The following is a 17,489-nucleotide window of genomic DNA, read 5'->3' on the forward strand; positions in this document are numbered from 1 at the left end:
GGAGGTCCGATGCGACGGCAAGCCACCGCGCATTCGATGCGCGGTGGCCCGGCCAGGGATCAGTCCTTGCTGATGAAGCGGGACGGATGGATGTCCATCACATTGTCGTCGAAGCCATGCAACTTCGAGGAAACGATATCGTGGTAGCTGTAATAGAGAAGCGGGATCTCGCCGACGTCATCGATGAGGATGCGCTCGGCCTCGGCGAGTTCCTTCATGCGTTCTGCAGGGTTGCCGCCGGCGGCCGCCGCCTTGTCCATCGCCGCCTCGTATTTTGGGCTGTTGTAGACCGAATAGTTGTTGCCGCTGGCTTTGCGGGAGATGCCGAGGAAGGTTTCGGGATCCTTGTAGTCGGCAATCCAGGCGGCGCGCGCCACGTCATAGTCACCCTTCTGCTCGAGGAAGGAGTAGTGGGTCTTGGTGTCGGTATTGAGGAGTGTTATCTCGACGCCAAGCGGCTTCAGCTGTTCCTGAATGGCGACCGCTGTGTTCTTGTGGTTCTCCGAAGTGTTGTAGCGGATCTGCATTTTCAGCGGATGCTCGGGTGTATAGCCGAGTTTCTCGAGGATCTTCTTGGCAGCGTCCTCGCGGTCGATCTGCGGCATGTCGGCGTATTTGGCCATTGCCGGCGTATAGCCCTCGATGCCGGGAGGCACCATGGAATAGCCGGGCAGCATCGAATTCTGCCAGACTTTCTCCGCCAGGAAGTCGCGATCGATCGCCATCGAGATGGCGTTGCGCAGCTCGACATTATCCCACGGCGCCTTATCGGTCTTGATCGCATAATAGTAGATGCCGAGATATGGCCCGACACGGACCTGGTCGCCGAATTTGGTTTTGAGATCGGCGAGTTGTTCGGTCGGCAGGTCGCCGTAACTGTCGAGTTCGCCCGCCTCGAAACGCTTCATCGCCGACGAGCGATCCTCGGTCGGGATGTAGTTGACGACGTCGAACTTGACGCTCGCGGCGTCCCAGAATTTCGGATTCTTGACCAGCTTCAAATGGTCGTTGGGAATCCACTCCGCCGCTGTAAAGGCCCCGTTGGAGACCAGCTTGCCTGCCTTGATCCAGTCGGCGCCAAGCTTTTCGATAGACGCCTTGTTAACAGGATAGGTCGCCTGATGGGTCAGCATCTCCAGGAAGTACGGCGTTGGCGCCTTCAGCGTGACTTCGAGGGTATTTGCGTCAATCGCCTTGACGCCCATATCCTCCGGCTTGCCCTTCTTGGTATTGACCTCCTCCGCATTCTTGACGGGATAGAGCATGGAAGCGTATTCGGCAGCGGTGGCCGGATCTTCCAGCCGACGGAAGGAATAGACGAAGTCGTCCGCCGTCACCGGGCTGCCATCCGACCAGAGGCCGTCCTTGCGCAGCTTGAAGGTGTAGACCTTGCCGTCGTCGGACACCGTCCAGCTTTCGGCGGCGCCCGGAATGAGGTTCGTCTTCTGGTCATGCATGACCAGTCCCTGGAACAGGTCGCGTATGATATCGGCTTCGTAGACCGTCGAGGTCTTGTGCGGATCGAGCGTCTCCGCTTCGGCGGCGGCTCCGCGGTTGTAGACGGTCTCGGCGAAAGCCGGCGTGTAGAACGTACCGGCGGCCAAGACCATGGTCGTGGCGAGTACCGTCGCCTTCAGCACATGTTTCAGCATGGAGTTCTCCCTAATGACGTCGCCCTTCGGCCACGTCTCTAAGTGTTGACGCCCCGAAACCGATTGGTTGGTTCCTTTCGAGCGCGCAGCCGGTTCCCTTTTCCGGCAGCTGGTGGCCAAACAGTAACGTGGAGATTTTTTATTTCAACAGACTCTCGGGGTCACCCAAAGTAAGGGGGCCGGGGCAGTCGTTTTGCGGGCGGCCAATCAATGGTCGAAACCATGAGTTTGACTGGGTTTCCCGGCCAGAACGCCGATCTGGGAAATAATCTGGCCGATCATTTCAGTTTACCGGAATGTATTAATTGGTTCTTAGGCAACCAAGGGTTACAAACTTCGATGGGATCGGCACATCGACCTTGGGTTCCAACGGGCAAGGGCAATGAACAAGATAGACAGTAATACTGTCGCATTGAAGCGTAAAATATTGCGCCAAGTACGGACGAATCTACGCAAAATTGGAGAAGAGTCCGGAACTTCCGCGGTCGAGTTCGCCCTGCTTTCCCCAATCTTTATCCTTCTTTTGCTCGGAATGGTTGCATATGGTATCTATTTTGGTGCAAGCAACTCCTTGCAGCAAATCGCCGCCGATGCCGCCCGCACCGCAATTGCCGGATTGAATCAAACCGAGCGCCAGGCGCTGGTGGCGAGTTTCGTCAAAAACAATGCCAGTGGATACCCGTTCGTCGATTCCGGCAAGCTGACCTATCAGGCGACGGACAGCACGGCCGACGGAAATCAGTTCGTCGTGTCGATCCAGTACGATGCCAGCAACCTGCCGATCTGGAACCTGTTGCCCAGCCTTGCGATGCCGCAAACCACGATCTCACGCAGGTCGACCATCAGGATTGGAGGCATTTGAAATGTCGCAGTTCTTGCTGAGGGGCATCGGGCGGATCGCTCGCTCGATGGTTGGCGACGAGAAGGCGAACTTTGCCGTCATGACGGCGCTGATAGCACCGTTCGCGCTGGGGTTGGCGGCCTTCGCTGTCGACGAAGGTTCGATCTACACGGAGCGCAGGGAAGCCCAGGCGATGACCGATCTGGCGGCGATCACCGCGGCGTCGAACATCAACAATATGGAAGCCGCGGCGGTAACCACGCTCAGTGACAACCGAATGCCCGGCATCATTGTTCAAAAGGCAGGTCAGACAATCGTTCCCACGGTTGGCAAAACCGTCGTGTCGGTCACCGGCGGCCGATACTCAGCGGCGTCCTCCGTTGGTGTCGACAAGCGCTTCGAAGCCGGCAAAACGCCTTACAACGCCGTTCGCGTCACTCTGCGAAAAATCCCCGCCCGGTATTTCGCCAGTTCGCTCATCCCTACTCCGGTTGTCGGCACCGAAGCCATTGCCAGTGTGACCCCGCAAGCGATGTTCTCGGTCGGGTCCAGGCTCCTCAGCGTCAATGGCGGCATCCTCAACGCGCTTCTCAGCAAGTTGCTGGGCGCCAACATTTCGCTCAGCGTCATGGACTACAACGCGCTGATCTCGGCCGATGTAAACGTGCTTTCGTTCGTCGATGCCCTTGCCGTACAGTTGCAACTGACAGGTGTCAGCTATTCCGACGTGCTGGCGTCAAAAGCGACGGTAGGCCAGATCGCGACCGCCATGGCCAATGCGTCCGGGTCGGGCAGCGCCAGCAAACTTGTGCTGCAGACGATCGCGTCGAGGGCCACCAACACGGTCAAGATACCCCTCAGTCATCTTATCGATCTTGGCTCGATCGGTAAGCTCGGCCTCGGACAAAAGTCTCCCGACTTTTCCGTCGACGCAAGCGCGATGGGCATGCTGGGTGCCGCCGCCTCGCTGGCCAATGGCTCAAACCAGGTCCAGGTCGATCTCGGCGCCACTATTCCGGGACTTACCTCCACCACGCTCGCCATCGCCATCGGTGAACCGATGCAATACTCACCCTGGCTGGCCGTCGGGGAAAAAGGCACCGTGGTGCGCACCGCGCAGACGCGCATCAAGCTGGTCACCACAGTGGGCATCGGCAATTCCAATCTCGGCGGCGGCATCAGCCTGCTGTCCGTCAACCTGCCTCTGCATGTCGAAGTCGCCTATGCGGAAGCCAAGCTAACCGACATCAGCTGCCCGACGGGCCGGCCGGATAGCATCAAGGTTTCGATCGCCGCGCAGCCTGGCGTGGCCTCGCTGCACCTTGCCACCAGCGACGCCGACAACAACCCATCGGCCTTCGCCGATTTCAGCAATCCGCAATCGTTCTCCGATGCCACGATTGCCCAGGTAAGCGTGAAGCTTCTGCTGCTTACCCTCAATCTGCTCGATGTGAAGGGTTCTTCATCACTTGCCATCACCAACAACGATCCGACCACATTGACGTTCGACAGCACCGATATCGCCAACAAGACGATAAAAACTGTCGCCACAAAAAACCTGACGCAATCACTCACGACATCGCTGGTCAGCGGCCTCTCGCTCTCGGTCAATGCACTGGGCCTCGGGCTGGACGTGACGGCCCTGCTCGGAACGGTGAAGCCGGCGGTGGTAACGGTTCTGAACGGCGTGACGGCGCCGGTCGACGAACTGGTCTATAACGTGCTTGCAGCTGTCGGCGTGCATGTCGGCGAGGCCGATGTGCGGGTTGTCGGCGCGACTTGCGGGCGCTCCGTGCTCGTTCAATGAGATAATGAAATAGAGCTCAGCCGATCCGGCCGAGGAAGCAGCCCAGCGGCGGCAGCGACAGAGTTCTTTCCTGCAAGACGCCGGCAGCACCGCCAAGGTCTATCGGCCCTATCGCTTCCAGATCCGGTGGCAATTGCCAGCCGGCCGGCTCGTCGGCGAAATTGAAGACACAGAGCAGCTTTTCGTCACCGCCTTCGCGAATGAAAGCAAGGACGTCGCCTTCGGCATCGAGGAACCGGATCGAGCCTCGAACCAGCGCCGGATGCTGCTTGCGCAAGGCCAGCATCGCCCGGTAGCTCGCCAGGACGGAGGTTTGCTCGCCATCCTGGACGTCGACCGCCCGGGCGCGATGGCTTGCCGGGACCGGAAGCCACGGCTTGCCCGTCGAAAAGCCGGCATTGTCGGCGCCAGCCTCCCAGACCATCGGCGTTCGGCACCCATCCCGGCCCTTGATTGCCGGCCAGAAGCGGATGCCGAAAGGATCGCGCAAATCCTCGAACGGCAGTTCGGCCTCCTCCAGCCCGAGTTCTTCGCCCTGGTAGAGGCAGATCGATCCGCGCAGGCAAGAAAGCAGCACGATCGAGAATTTCGCCACCCTGTCCGGATCGCCGCCCGGCCTTGTCCATCGACTGACATGGCGCACGACATCGTGGTTGGAGAACGCCCAGCAAACCCAGCCGTCGAACACCGTACTCTCGAAGGCCTCGACACAGCCACGCACATGCGACGCCGAGAATTGCGGGCCGAGCAGGTCGAACGTGTAGGACATTTGGAGCTTGTCGCCACCGCCGGTATAGGCGGCGAGTGTCTGCAAGGAACGAGTTTCGTCGCCAATCTCGCCGACAGCGACGCGGCCTTCATATTCGTCAAGCAAGGCCCGGAAGCGCCTGAGGAAAGCAAGGTTTTCCGGCTGGCTCTTGTCGAACAGATGCTCCTGATAGAGATAGGGGCTGGTTGCCGTATTGGTGCCGGCGACGCTTTCCGCCAAAGGCGGGTTGCTGCGCAGCCAGCGGTCGTGGACGTAATAGTTGACCGTATCCAGCCGGAAACCGTCGACGCCGCGCTCGAGCCAGAACCGCACCGTTTCCAGCAAGGCGTCCTGCACCTGCGGGTTGTGGAAATTCAGGTCCGGCTGCGAGGCGAGGAAATTGTGCAGGTAATATTGCCTGCGCGTTGCGTCCCATTCCCAGGCCGGGCCGCCGAAAAGCGACAGCCAGTTGTTGGGGGCGGTGCCGTCGGGCTTCGCATCGGCCCAGACGTACCAGTCGGCCTTGGGGTTGTCGCGGCTCGTGCGGCTTTCGACGAACCATTCGTGCCGATCCGACGAGTGCGACAAGACCTGATCGATGATCACCTTCAGGCCGAGCCGGTGTGCCTCGGCAACCAGCGCGTCGAAATCCTCTGATGTGCCGAACATCGGATCGACGGCGCAGTAATCCGAAACGTCGTAGCCCATATCGGCCATTGGCGACTTGAAGAAAGGCGACAGCCAAACCGCGTCGACACCCAGCGATGCGACATGGGCCAGCCTCGAGGTGATGCCGCGGAGATCGCCGCTGCCGTCGCCTGTCGTATCCTGGAAGGAGCGCGGGTAGATCTGACAGATGACGCAGCCGCGCCACCATTCGGCATTGTCAGCCATCATGGCTCTCCCCTGCGCCCGCCCGCGCTGTCCTGCTTTCGATCATGAACAGGACCGTTCGCCCAGGCACCGGCCGCGAGATATCGCTACTATCCGGTTCGATAGCTGGGCGCCAAAGAAAACCCGCCCGTTCCGGCAGCGTGAACATGCAGGCCCGGCGGTCGCCGTTGATGATCACCGCAAGGCGACTGTTCTCACCGCTCCCGAGAACCAGGACCAGCCGGTGCCGCCTGGCATCGTGCCAGGCGGCCTCGTCGAGCGGCATGCCGGTTTCCGTCAGCCAGGCTACGTCTGGGATTTCCGAGCCCGCAGGCGGTTCTCCGGTCAGGAACGTTGTGTCCAAGAGCGCCGGCACGACACGACGCATCCTGGCGAGCAGAGCCGTATGGTGCTCGAGCGCCAGGTCGCGCCCGGCCCAGTCGAGCCAGGTGATGTCATTGTCCTGCGCGTAGGCGTTGTTGTTGCCGCGCTGCGTGCGGCCGAACTCGTCGCCGGCCGTCAGCATGATCGTGCCGCGCGAGGCAAAGAGCGTCGCCAGCAGCGCGCACTGGTCATCGAAACGGGCCGTAACGATTGACTGGTCGCCGGTCTCGCCCTCGAGGCCATTGTTCCAGGACAGGTTGTCGTCGTGACCATCGCGGTTCTGTTCGCCATTGGCCTCATTGTGCTTGTGCTCATAGGCAACGATATCAGCCAGCGTCATGCCGTCATGCGCGGCGATGAAGTTGATGCTGCGGCTCATTGTCTGGCCTGGTTTGGCAAAGACATCGGACGAACCAGCAAGCCGCGTCGCCAAGGCACCGACAATGCCGCCGTCGCCGCGCCAGAAACGGCGGATATCGTCACGGCATTTGTCGTTCCATTCGAGGAAGGGCGGCGGAAAATTGCCGAGCTGATAGCCATCCGGTCCGATATCCCAAGGCTCGGCGATCAGCACCCGGTCGCCAAGAACAGGATCTTTGCGAATGGCGTTCAGCAGCGGCGCATCGGCGTCGAAAACGCCGTCGACCCGACCCAGAACGGGCGCCAGATCGAAGCGGAAACCGTCGACGCCGGCATGGCGGACAAAGTGACGAAGCGTGTCGAGAACCATTTCCCGGACGACTTGATGATCGCACGCAACCGTATTGCCGGTTCCGGTGTCATTGACCAGAGCGCCGTCCGGCTCGTGCCGATAATAGGCGCGGCTGTCGAGGCCGCGCAGCGACAATGTCGGGCCGAGCCGGTCGCTTTCGCCGGTGTGGTTGAACACAAGGTCGAGAATGGTGCCGATGCCGGCCTCGCGCAGCGCGGCGACCGTTCCGCGCAACTCGGCCAGACCGCCGGGCGCCAGTCGCGGATCGAGCGCCATGAAGGTCACGGGATTATAACCCCAGGCGTTGCGCAGACCGAGCGGCGGTAAATGCCGTTCGTCGATCGATGCAGTCACCGGCATCAACTCAATGGCTGCCACGCCGAGTTTTTGCAGATGCTCGACAACGAGGGGGTGAGCGAGCGCTCCAATGGTGCCGCGTTGCTTCTCGGGAATGTCCGAATGCAGCTTTGTGAAGGCGCGTACCGGCACTTCGTAGATGAGGCCGCCGGACCGAAACAGAGGCGGCAAGGCAGGCAAGGGTTCCGGCAAGGCGCCAGCAATGGCCTTCGGCATCAGCGACGCCGTGTCGGCCCCCGCGCCACGGCGGGCGGCTAGCCGGCCGTCATAGGCATAGGGCCTGTCGATCTCGACGGCATAGGGATCGGCCAGCAGCTTGTCGGGATCGAACCAGAGACCGTGTTCCGGCGCGTAGTCGCCATCGGCGCGGAACCCGTATCGGGTGCCGGCGGCGAGACCGGCAACAAAAAGTGCGTGGACGCCCTCGCCTTCCGACTGGAGTTCCAGCCGGTCGATTTCGCGGTTGCCGTGTTCGTCGAAAATCGAGACCCAGATGCGCCGAGCCGACGAGGACCATGCGGCGAAGCGGATACCTTCCTTGGTGATAGTTGCGCCGAGTTGGCTCACGCGCGCTCACAGCAGCAGGTCGTAGACAGTTTGAGGCGTTGCCATAGCTCCCCCTTCTCCCCTTGTGGGGGAAGGTGTCGCCGACGGATGAGGGGTGCTCCAGCTTGGCACCCACGGCGATCCGTCCAACACCCCTCAACCGTCTCGGCGCTACGCGCCGATCCACCGCTCGGGGGCGAGCGACGGGTCTCGCCCCGTCCTTCGGACCCCACAAGGGGAGAAGGAAAGGCGCGCCGCTCTAGGCTCACGTAATCACGCTCGGCTTGGCGCGGCCGGTATGGCTGAGAATCCCGGCAATGTCGTCGGCCGCCACGATCAGATCGGCAAGTGCCTCCTGGGTGTCGAGATCGTGGCGGTTCTTGTCCGGCTCGTAGCGCTCGACATAAAGCCGCAGCGTCGCGCCCGAGGTGCCGGTGCCGGACAGGCGGAAGACGACGCGTGAGCCGCCTTCGAACAACACCCTGATGCCCTGGTTCTTGCTGACCGAGCCGTCGACCGGATCGTGATAGGCGAAATCATCGGCGCTGGCGATCGTCATGCCGCGCACGCTGGTGCCAGGCAGCGAGCCGAGCTTGGCGCGCAGCTCGTCGACAAGCGCGTTGGCACGATCGATCTCGACCTCCTCGTAGTCGTGGCGCGAATAATAGTTACGGCCATAGGCCGCCCAATGCTGGGTGACGATCTGCTTGGCGCTTTCGCCGCGCACGGCAAGGATGTTGAGCCATAAAAGCACAGCCCACAGGCCGTCCTTTTCGCGGACATGGTTGGAGCCGGTCCCCGCACTCTCCTCGCCGCAGATCGTTGCCATGCCGGCATCGAGCAGATTGCCGAAAAATTTCCAGCCGGTCGGCGTCTCGTAGATGCCGATGCCGAGCTTTTCGGCGACCCGGTCGGCAGCACCGCTGGTCGGCATCGAGCGGGCGATGCCTTTCAGCCCGGCCTTGTAGCCCGGCGCCAGATGGGCGTTGGCGGCGAGCATCGCCACCGAATCAGACGGGGTGATGAAAATTCCCTTGCCGATGATCAGGTTGCGGTCGCCGTCGCCATCTGAGGCGGCGCCAAAGTCTGGCGCATCCGGCCCCATCATCTCGTCGTAGAGGTGTTTTGCATGCACCAGATTGGGATCGGGATGATGGCCGCCGAAATCCGGCAGCGGAATGAAATTGCGGGCGGTGCCGTTGGGCGCGCCGAGCCGGTTTTCGAGGATCTCCTTGGCGTAGGGGCCGGTCACCGCATGCATGGCGTCGAAGCGCATGCGGAAGCCCGACTTGAACAGCGCCCGCAATGCGTCGAAATCGAACAGGCTTTCCATCAGTTCGGCATAGTCGGCGACAGGATCGATGATTTCGACGGTCATGTCCCCCGTCTTGACCGTGCCGATCGTGTCGATGTCGACCTGCCCGATATCGGCGATCTTGAAGCTTGAAATCGCCTTGGTTTTTTCGAAGATCGCGTCGGTCAGCTTTTCCGGCGCCGGGCCGCCATTGCCGGCATTGTACTTGATGCCGAAATCCTCATGCGGGCCACCCGGATTGTGGCTAGCCGACAGGATGATGCCGCCAAAGGTCTTGTATTTGCGGATGACATGCGAAGCGGCCGGCGTCGACAAGATGCCGCCCTGCCCGACCATCACCTTGCCGAAGCCGTTTGCCGCGGCCATGGCGATGGCCTTCTGGATGACCTCGCGGTTATAGAAGCGGCCGTCGCCGCCGATCACCAGGGTTTTGCCCTCGAACCCGTCCAGCGCATCGAAGATCGACTGGATGAAGTTCTCGGCATAGTGCTCCTGCTGGAACACCGGGACTTTCTTGCGCAGCCCGGAGGTGCCGGGCTTCTGGTCGGGATGGGGTTTGGTGGCGACGGTGCGGATCATCAGTCAGGCAGCCCTTTTCGAAAGCAGCAAGCGATAGTGTTGGACATATTTTTCGGCGCTTTTGTCCCACGAAACGTCGGCCTTCATGCCTTGCCGCTGCATCGACGTCCACACTGCGGGATTGGCATGCGCCTCGACAAGGCGGCGGACGGCGTGCAGCAAGGCGGCGGCATTGGCGGGCGCAAACTGGAAACCGGTCGCAACGCCGGCAGAGATGGCGGCTTCGTTGGCATCGATGATCGTGTCGGCAAGGCCCCCGGTACGGGCGACGACCGGCACGCAGCCATAGCGCAGGCCGTAAAGCTGTGTCAGCCCGCAAGGTTCGAAGCGCGATGGGATAATGATTGCGTCGCAGCCGCCCTGCATGGTGTGGGAGAGCCCCTCGTCATAGCCGACGACGACGCCGATGCGACCGCGATTGCGGGCTGCGGCGGCAAGCAATGCGCCTTCGAGCCCGGCATCGCCGGAGCCGAGGATCGCCAGCCGCGCACCTCTTGCAACGATGCCGTCGACGGCCGCCGCCAATATGTCCATGCCCTTTTGCCAGGTCAAACGGCTGATGACGCAGACGATCGGGCTGTCATCGCGATCGAGGCTGAAGCGGTCCTCGACCGCGGCCTTGTTGGGCATTCGCGCCTTAAGCGTCTTTGCCGTGTAGTTGGAGACCAGATGCTTGTCGGTTTCCGGGTTCCATATCTCGGTATCGATGCCGTTGACGATGCCATGGAGATCGACGGAGCGCATGTTGATCAGGCCGTCGAGGCCCATGCCGAATTCAGGCAAGCGGATTTCCTGCGCATAGGTCGGGCTGACCGTGGTGATCGCCCAGGCGGCCTGCAGGCCGGCCTTGAGGAAGCCGACGCCGCCGTAATATTCGACGCCGTCGAGCGCCATCGCCGCTGCCGGCAGGCCAAGCTCGCCAAAAATGCCGGCGCCGAACTGACCCTGGAAGGCGAGGTTGTGCACGGTGATCATCGACGGCGTGCCGACCGCCTTGCCGTAGCGCATGTAGGCGAGCGACATTGCCGACTGCCAGTCATGGGCATGGACGATATCGGGCAGGTAGCCCGAGATGGAGCCCCCGGCGATGTCACCGCCTACCTGGCTCAAGGCAGCGAACCGCCGCCAATTGTCCGGCCAGTCGGCGCCGGCCGCGTTGCCGTATGGACCGCCGGGGCGGTCGAAAAGATGCGGCGCGTCGAGCACGAACAGGTCGAGGCCGGCGATCTGGACGGCGTGCACCGACGCCTTGCCGCCCTGCAGCAGCGGATATTGCTGAACCGCCTTCTTTTTCTTGAAGGCGCCCATCACCTGCGGGTAGCCGGGGACGAGCGTGCGCATGGTGACGCCCTTGCCGGCCAATGCCATGGGCAAGGCGCCGGTCACGTCGGCGAGCCCGCCCGTCTTGACCAGCGGAAAGATCTCGGGCGCCACCGACAGAACCTGCATGCACTACGATCCCAGCCTGTTGATCATGTCCTGCGTGACGAGGCAGATGCCTTTTTCCGAAACGCGGAAACGCTTGGCGTCGAGGACAGGATCCTCGCCGACCACCAGCCCCTCCGGGATCCTGACGCCGTGATCGATGACCACGCGCTTCAGCCTGGCGTTGCGGCCGACATGGACGTCCGGCAGCATGACGACCTCCTCCAGCGTCGAATAGGAATTGATGCGCGCGCCGGTGAAGATCAGGCTTCGCTTCAGCGAAGCGCCCGAAACGATGCAATCGCCCGACACGAGAGACGACACGGCCGACCCGCGGCGGCCATCCTCGTCATGCACGAACTTTGCCGGCGGCTTCAACTCGGCATAAGTCCAGATCGGCCAGTCGCGGTCGTAAAGGTCGAGTTCCGGCGTGATGTCGGTCAGGTCGATATTGGCCTCCCAATAGGCGTCGACCGTTCCGACGTCGCGCCAATAGGCCTCGTTCTCGGCGGTCGAGCGCACGCAGGATTTGGCGAAGCGATGGGCGATCGCCTTTCCGTGCTCGACGATGTAGGGGATGATGTCCTTGCCGAAGTCGCGGCTCGAGCCGGGCTCCGCCGCATCGCGACGCAATTGCTCCATCAGGAACTTGGTCTTGAACACATAGATGCCCATCGAGGCCAGCGCAAAATCCGGCTTGTCGGGAATGCCTGGCGGATCGGCGGGCTTTTCGATGAAGGAGATAATGGTGTCCTTGGGATCGACATGCATGACGCCGAAGCCGGTGGCTTCCATGCGCGGCACTTCGAGGCAGCCGACGGTGACATCGGCGCCGGCCTCGACATGCTGGCGCAGCATCATTTCGTAGTCCATCTTGTAGACGTGGTCGCCGGCCAGGATGACCATGTATTCCGGCCCATAGGCCTCGATGATGTCGATGTTCTGGTAAACGGCGTCGGCGGTGCCCTCGTACCATTGCGTTTCCGACACACGCTGGCTGGCCGGCAGGATATCGAAACTCTCGTTGCGCTCGGGCCGCAGGAAGTTCCAACCGCGCTGCAGGTGGCGGATCAGCGAATGCGCCTTGTACTGGGTGGCGACGCCGAGGCGGCGGATACCGGAATTGAGCGCATTGGACAGCGCGAAATCGATGATGCGGGTCTTGCCGCCGAAATAGACCGCCGGCTTGGCCCGGCGGTCGGTCAGTTCCTTGAGCCGGCTGCCACGGCCGCCGGCCAGCACATAAGCCATGGCGTCGCGTGCCAGCGGCTGTGTTCGTTTTATTTCAGCCATTCCTATCCTCCCAGGTTAGATGCTCCAGACATAGCTCAGTCCGGGACGAATTCGAGCATGATCGTCGACAGCGGCGGCAAAAGCATCGTCGCCGAAATGCCTCCTCCTTCCGCCTGAGCCTCGACGCCGCCGCTATTGCCCTTGCCGGAACCGCCATAATCCGTGGCATCGGTGTTGATGATCTCGCGCCATTTTCCGGCGTGCGGCAACGGCACGCGGTAATTGTCGCGCGGCACCGGCGTGAAATTGGAAATGACCGCGACCGGGTTGCCGCCCCGCGCGCTGCGCAGCCAGGCAAATACTGAGTTCGCGCTGTCGTCGACGATCAGCCAGGAAAAGCCCTCCGGCTCGCAGTCGCGGGCATGCAGCGCGGGGCGCGAGCGGTAGAGATAGTTGAGATCGCGCACCGTCTGCCAGACGCCGCGGTGGAGCCGGAAATCGAGCAGGTTCCAGTCGAGCGCGCGCCCCTCGCTCCACTCGCGGCGCTGTGCGAACTCCTGGCCCATGAACAACAGCTTCTTGCCGGGATAACCCCACATGAACGCGTAATAGGCGCGCAGCGTCGCGAATTTCTGCCAGTCGTCGCCGGCCATCTTGTTGAGCAGCGTGCCCTTGCCGTGCACCACTTCGTCATGGGACAGCGGCAGCACGAAATTCTCGCTGAAGGCGTAGACCAGACCGAAGGTGATGTCGTTGTGGTGATGCTTGCGGAAGATCGGCTCCTTGGAGAAATACTCCAAAGTGTCATGCATGAAGCCCATGTTCCATTTAAAACCGAAGCCCAGTCCGCCTTCATGCACCGGCTGCGAGACTTTCGGCCACGAGGTCGATTCCTCGGCGATGGTCATCACACCTGGATGGTGGCCGTAGACCTCCTTGTTCATACGCTGCAGGAAGCTGACCGCTTCGAGGTTCTCCCGCCCGCCCTTCTCGTTGGGAATCCATTCACCGGCCTTGCGCGAATAATCGAGATAAAGCATCGAGGCGACCGCATCGACGCGCAGTCCGTCGACGTGATATTTCTCGGCCCAGAACAGCGCATTGTTGACCAGGAACGAAATCACTTCGCGGCGCCCAAAATTATAGATCGCGGTGTTCCAGTCGGGATGGAAGCCCTTGCGCGGATCGGCATGTTCGTAGAGCGCGGTACCGTCGAACTTTGCCAGACCGTGTTCGTCAACCGGGAAATGCGCCGGCACCCAGTCGAGGATGACGCCGATGCCTGCACGGTGGGCGCCGTCGACGAAGCGGGCAAAACCGTCCGGATCGCCAAAGCGGGCAGTCGGCGCATAAAGACCCGTCGTCTGGTAGCCCCAGGACGGGTCATAAGGGTGTTCGGAGATCGGCATGAATTCAATGTGGGTAAAACCGGTCTCGACCACGTAAGGGATCAGCCTGTCGGCGAGTTCATCCCACGACAGGAAGCTGCCGTCGTCGTGAAGCCGCCATGACCCGGCATGGACCTCGTAGATCGATACGGCTTCGCGCCTGTGGTCGGCATTGCGCCAGTAGTTCCGGTGCGCCTCGTCACCCCATTCATGCGCCGGCGGCAATGCCGTCACCGAGGCGGTGGCCGGGCGCAGTTCGGACTTGAAGGCGAACGGATCGGCTTTGAGCGGCAATCTCACGCCATCCGGCCCGATGATTTCATACTTATACGGGCGGCCAGCGCCGATGTCGGGAATGAACAGCTCCCAGATGCCGGTGTCGCGGCGGACGCGCATGGTATGCCTGCGGCCGTCCCACTCGTTGAAGTCGCCGACCACCGAGACGCGCCTTGCATTGGGCGCCCACACCGCAAAATGCACACCCGATGCACCTTCATGGTCGATGAGATGGGCGCCGAGCTTGTCGAACAGCCTGAGATGCGACCCTTCGGCGATGTAATAATCGTCCATCGGGCCGAGCACGGGACCGAAGGAATATGGATCGGTCAGCCACCAGTCACCGCCGGAATTCCTGGCGTGATAGCGCAGCGGCTGGCGTTTGCGCAGCGACAGTTTGCCTTCGAAGAAACCGCGGTCGTCGCGTCTCGACAGCTCGCCGGCCTTCTTGCCGGTCAGCGTATAGGCGGTGACGAACTCGGCATGAGGGACGAAGCAGCGGGCGACAAAGCCCTTTCCCGCCTCATGCACGCCAAGCACGGCAAACGGATCGCCGTGCGTGCCGGCGACAATCGCCGCGACATCGCCGGCTGGCGCCAGTCCGTCCGGCCCGCTTGTCGCAACGGTCGCGCGCGGCTTGCTCATCAGGCAGTGACCCTCCCCGGGCACCAAGTGTATGTTTCTAGTGGAGTTTTGAATTCGACATTCGCATGCCGCCTTACCCTCCAAGGGATGCGAGGGTCAAATCCACTCCACTAGGACCACATTGTTCGTGGCCTCATGCAATCATATCAGGCGGGCACGTGCCATATGTCTTTCGCATATTGGCGGATCGTTCGATCGGACGAGAACCAGCCGACGCGCGCGACATTGCGGATGGCTCTGGCGTACCAGTCCGGGCTGTTGCGCCAGATGGCATCGACGTCGCGCTGGGTGGCGGCGTAGGCATCGAAATCCGCGGCGACCATGAACCAGTCGCTCTGGTAAAGACCGTTGATCAGGTCGCGATAACGGTCCGGATCGTCAGGTGAAAAGACTCCGGATGAAACCGCGGCCAGCGCCTGCGCCAATTCAGGCGATCCCTCGATCACAGCGCGCGGATCGTAACCATTGTTGCGTCGCTCGGCGACCTCATCGGTGGTCAGGCCGAAGATGAAGATATTGTCGTCGCCCACGCATTCCTTGATCTCGACATTGGCGCCGTCGAGCGTGCCGATGGTCAGCGCGCCGTTCAGCGCGAACTTCATGTTGCCGGTGCCGGACGCTTCCATGCCGGCGGTCGATATCTGCTCCGAAAGATCGGCGGCCGGCATCATGATCTCGGCCAGGCTGACATTGTAGTTCGGCACGAATACCACTTTCAGCAAGCCGCGCACCGCCGGGTCGCGGTTGATGACCCGGGCGACGTCATTGGCAAGTTTGATGATCAGCTTGGCGTTGTGATAGCTGGGCGCCGCCTTGCCGCCGAAGAATTTGACGCGAGGCATCCAGTCGCGCTCCGGATGCGAGCGGATCTGGTCGTAAAGCGCGACCGCTTCGAGAATGTTCAAGAGCTGGCGCTTGTATTCGTGGATGCGCTTGACCTGGATGTCGAACAGCGCCGATGGGTCGACCTTGATGCCGAGCCGGTCGGCAACGAGCTTGGCAAGCCTCGCCTTGTTCGCCCGTTTGACGGCGGCGAACTTGTCGCGGAAGGCTGCGTCCTCAGCGAAAGGATCAAGCCGCTTTATCTCGTCGATGTCGTCGAGGAAGCCGTCGCCAATCGCCTCTCGGGTGAGTGCAGTGAGGCCGGGATTGCACTGTATCAGCCAGCGCCGCGGTGTGATCCCGTTGGTCTTGTTGTTGATGCGATCCGGGTAGAGCCTGTGGAGGTCGGCAAACACCGTCTCCTTCATCAATTCTGTATGCAGTGCCGACACGCCGTTGATCGAGTGCGAGCCGACAAAGGCCAGATTGCCCATACGCACGCGGCGATCGCCATTTTCCTGGATCAGCGAGATGCGGCTGATCTGCTCGTCCGAGAACTGGTCGGAGGCGCGCGCCTCGAGCAGCACCTCGGCGTTGATGGCGTAGACGATCTGCATGTGGCGCGGCAACAGCCGCTCGAACAGCGGCACGGGCCAGCTTTCCAGCGCTTCGGGAAGGAGCGTGTGGTTGGTGTAGCCGAAGGTGCGCTTGGTGATGCTCCAGGCCTGGTCGAAATCCATGCCGTGGACATCCATCAACAGGCGCATCAGCTCGGCTACGGCGATCGCCGGATGGGTGTCGTTGAGATGGATCGCCGCCTTGTCGGGCAGCGATTGCAGGTCGCCATACTGGCTGAGATGACGCTGGACGATGTCCTGCAGCGAGGCGGTGGAGAAGAAATACTCCTGCCTGAGCCGCAACTCCTGGCCCGCCTTGTGGGAATCGGCCGGGTAAAGGACGCGCGACAACGCATCGGCCTTGTTGCTTTCGGCGAGCGCGCCGATGTGATCGCCGGCGTTGAACTTGTCGAGCAGGATCGGGTCGACCGGCATGCCGGACCACAGACGCAGCGTGTTGACGCGGTTGGCCCGCCAGCCGACAACCGGCGTATCATAGGCGACTGCCAGAACATGTTCGGTCGGCTTCCAGACGTGGCGCTCGAGCCGGCCGTCCTTCGACGTGACCGATTCTACCGAGCCGCCGAAGCCGACCTCGAAGGAGCGTTCGCGGCGCTCGAACTCCCAGGGATTGCCGTGATCGAGCCATGTCTCGGGCAGCTCCACCTGCCAGCCGTCATGGATCTCCTGCCGAAACATGCCGTTGGCGTAGCGGATGCCGTAGCCATGCGCGGGGATATTGACGGTCGCCATGCTTTCCATGAAGCAGGCGGCGAGCCGGCCAAGACCGCCATTGCCAAGGGCAGCGTCCGGTTCGAGCGCAGCAATGATGTCGAGGTCGACGCCAAGCGACGACAGCGCCTCGCGCATATTGTCCATCAGGCCGAGATTGGAGAAGGCATCGCGCATCAGGCGGCCGATGAGGAATTCCAGTGACAGGTAGTAGACGCGCTTTTCCTGCTGGGCGTAGGCCTCTTGGGTCGCCTGCATCCAGTGATCGACTATGCGGTCGCGTACAACCTTGATCGAGGCGGTGAGCCAATCGTACTGGGTTGCAACGTTGGTGCCCTTGCCGACCCTGTATTTGAGGGCTTGCAAGACTTCCTCGGCGAGCGTCTTGGGATCCGGGTTTTTGAGCGTGGGCAGAGGAGCTTCGGTTGTCATCGCGCGCGTCATGCTGCCTCTCGTGACGTTGCCAGGATCATGCGGCTTTCACCATCTCTGCCAATGCTAGTGCATCCCACCGGATGTTCAATCGATTCGGGTGAT

10 protein-coding genes are annotated in these 17,489 nt (G+C 61.8%); 2 read left to right on the forward strand and 8 right to left on the reverse strand.

Annotation, left to right across the window (positions count from 1 at the left end; all coding sequences use genetic code 11):
* Positions 1 to 59: 59 nt before the first annotated feature.
* Entirely contained in the window at positions 60 to 1,652 is a 1,593-nt protein-coding gene (locus NKI16_RS14430) for a peptide ABC transporter substrate-binding protein (protein WP_352569899.1), read from the reverse strand.
* Positions 1,653 to 2,034: 382 nt separating this feature from the next.
* On the opposite strand from NKI16_RS14430, the gene NKI16_RS14435 reads away from it, so the two are divergent.
* Positions 2,035 to 2,514 carry a TadE family protein gene (locus NKI16_RS14435; protein ID WP_352618589.1) on the forward strand — a complete coding sequence of 160 codons (480 nt, stop codon included), beginning with the start codon at positions 2,035 to 2,037 and terminating at the stop codon, positions 2,512 to 2,514.
* A 1-nt stretch (position 2,515) separates the two neighbouring features.
* On the forward strand, positions 2,516 to 4,300 hold the full coding sequence (locus NKI16_RS14440; protein ID WP_352756505.1) for a pilus assembly protein TadG-related protein: 1,785 nt from the start codon (positions 2,516 to 2,518) through the stop codon (positions 4,298 to 4,300).
* 16 nt (positions 4,301 to 4,316) lie between these two features.
* On the opposite strand, the gene bglA is transcribed toward NKI16_RS14440, so the two are convergent.
* From bglA to NKI16_RS14475, 7 genes are all read right to left on the reverse strand, one after another.
* Positions 4,317 to 5,945 (reverse strand): beta-galactosidase BglA, encoded by a 1,629-nt coding sequence (bglA, locus tag NKI16_RS14445; protein WP_352923038.1) that lies wholly within the window; start codon positions 5,943 to 5,945, stop codon positions 4,317 to 4,319.
* Positions 5,935 to 7,941: a glycogen debranching protein GlgX gene (glgX, locus tag NKI16_RS14450; RefSeq protein ID WP_352923041.1), complete on the reverse strand. Its 2,007-nt coding sequence runs from the start codon at positions 7,939 to 7,941 to the stop codon at positions 5,935 to 5,937. The genes bglA and glgX overlap by 11 nt, the downstream gene beginning before the upstream one ends.
* Positions 7,942 to 8,185: 244 nt before the next feature.
* On the reverse strand, positions 8,186 to 9,814 hold the full coding sequence (locus NKI16_RS14455; RefSeq protein ID WP_352569904.1) for an alpha-D-glucose phosphate-specific phosphoglucomutase: 1,629 nt from the start codon (positions 9,812 to 9,814) through the stop codon (positions 8,186 to 8,188).
* A 3-nt stretch (positions 9,815 to 9,817) separates the two neighbouring features.
* Positions 9,818 to 11,263, reverse strand: coding sequence for a glycogen synthase GlgA (gene glgA, locus NKI16_RS14460; protein ID WP_352645774.1), 1,446 nt, complete (start codon positions 11,261 to 11,263; stop codon positions 9,818 to 9,820).
* Between the two features lie 3 nt (positions 11,264 to 11,266).
* Entirely contained in the window at positions 11,267 to 12,532 is a 1,266-nt protein-coding gene (gene glgC, locus NKI16_RS14465; RefSeq protein ID WP_254819896.1) for a glucose-1-phosphate adenylyltransferase, read from the reverse strand.
* A gap of 35 nt (positions 12,533 to 12,567) precedes the next feature.
* On the reverse strand, positions 12,568 to 14,781 hold the full coding sequence (glgB, locus tag NKI16_RS14470; protein WP_352923046.1) for a 1,4-alpha-glucan branching protein GlgB: 2,214 nt from the start codon (positions 14,779 to 14,781) through the stop codon (positions 12,568 to 12,570).
* A 146-nt stretch (positions 14,782 to 14,927) separates the two neighbouring features.
* A complete protein-coding gene (locus tag NKI16_RS14475; protein WP_352569908.1) occupies positions 14,928 to 17,396 on the reverse strand; it encodes a glycogen/starch/alpha-glucan phosphorylase in 2,469 nt (822 codons plus the stop codon).
* Positions 17,397 to 17,489: the final 93 nt, after the last annotated feature.

Origin of the sequence: Mesorhizobium sp. M0698, assembly GCF_040320455.1 — a bacterium.
In the GTDB taxonomy this organism is placed as follows: Bacteria; Pseudomonadota; Alphaproteobacteria; order Rhizobiales; family Rhizobiaceae; genus Mesorhizobium.

Bases quoted from the DNA above. Each gene is read 5' to 3' on its own strand.
- NKI16_RS14430 (WP_352569899.1), bottom strand. From the start codon at position 1,652: ATGCTGAAACATGTGCTGAAGGCGACGGTACTCGCCACGACCATGGTC.
- NKI16_RS14435 (WP_352618589.1), top strand. From the start codon at position 2,035: ATGAACAAGATAGACAGTAATACTGTCGCATTGAAGCGTAAAATATTG.
- NKI16_RS14440 (WP_352756505.1), top strand. From the start codon at position 2,516: ATGTCGCAGTTCTTGCTGAGGGGCATCGGGCGGATCGCTCGCTCGATG.
- bglA (WP_352923038.1), bottom strand. From the start codon at position 5,945: ATGATGGCTGACAATGCCGAATGGTGGCGCGGCTGCGTCATCTGTCAG.
- NKI16_RS14455 (WP_352569904.1), bottom strand. From the start codon at position 9,814: ATGATCCGCACCGTCGCCACCAAACCCCATCCCGACCAGAAGCCCGGC.
- glgA (WP_352645774.1), bottom strand. From the start codon at position 11,263: ATGCAGGTTCTGTCGGTGGCGCCCGAGATCTTTCCGCTGGTCAAGACG.
- glgC (WP_254819896.1), bottom strand. From the start codon at position 12,532: ATGGCTGAAATAAAACGAACACAGCCGCTGGCACGCGACGCCATGGCT.
- glgB (WP_352923046.1), bottom strand. From the start codon at position 14,781: ATGAGCAAGCCGCGCGCGACCGTTGCGACAAGCGGGCCGGACGGACTG.
- NKI16_RS14475 (WP_352569908.1), bottom strand. From the start codon at position 17,396: ATGACGCGCGCGATGACAACCGAAGCTCCTCTGCCCACGCTCAAAAAC.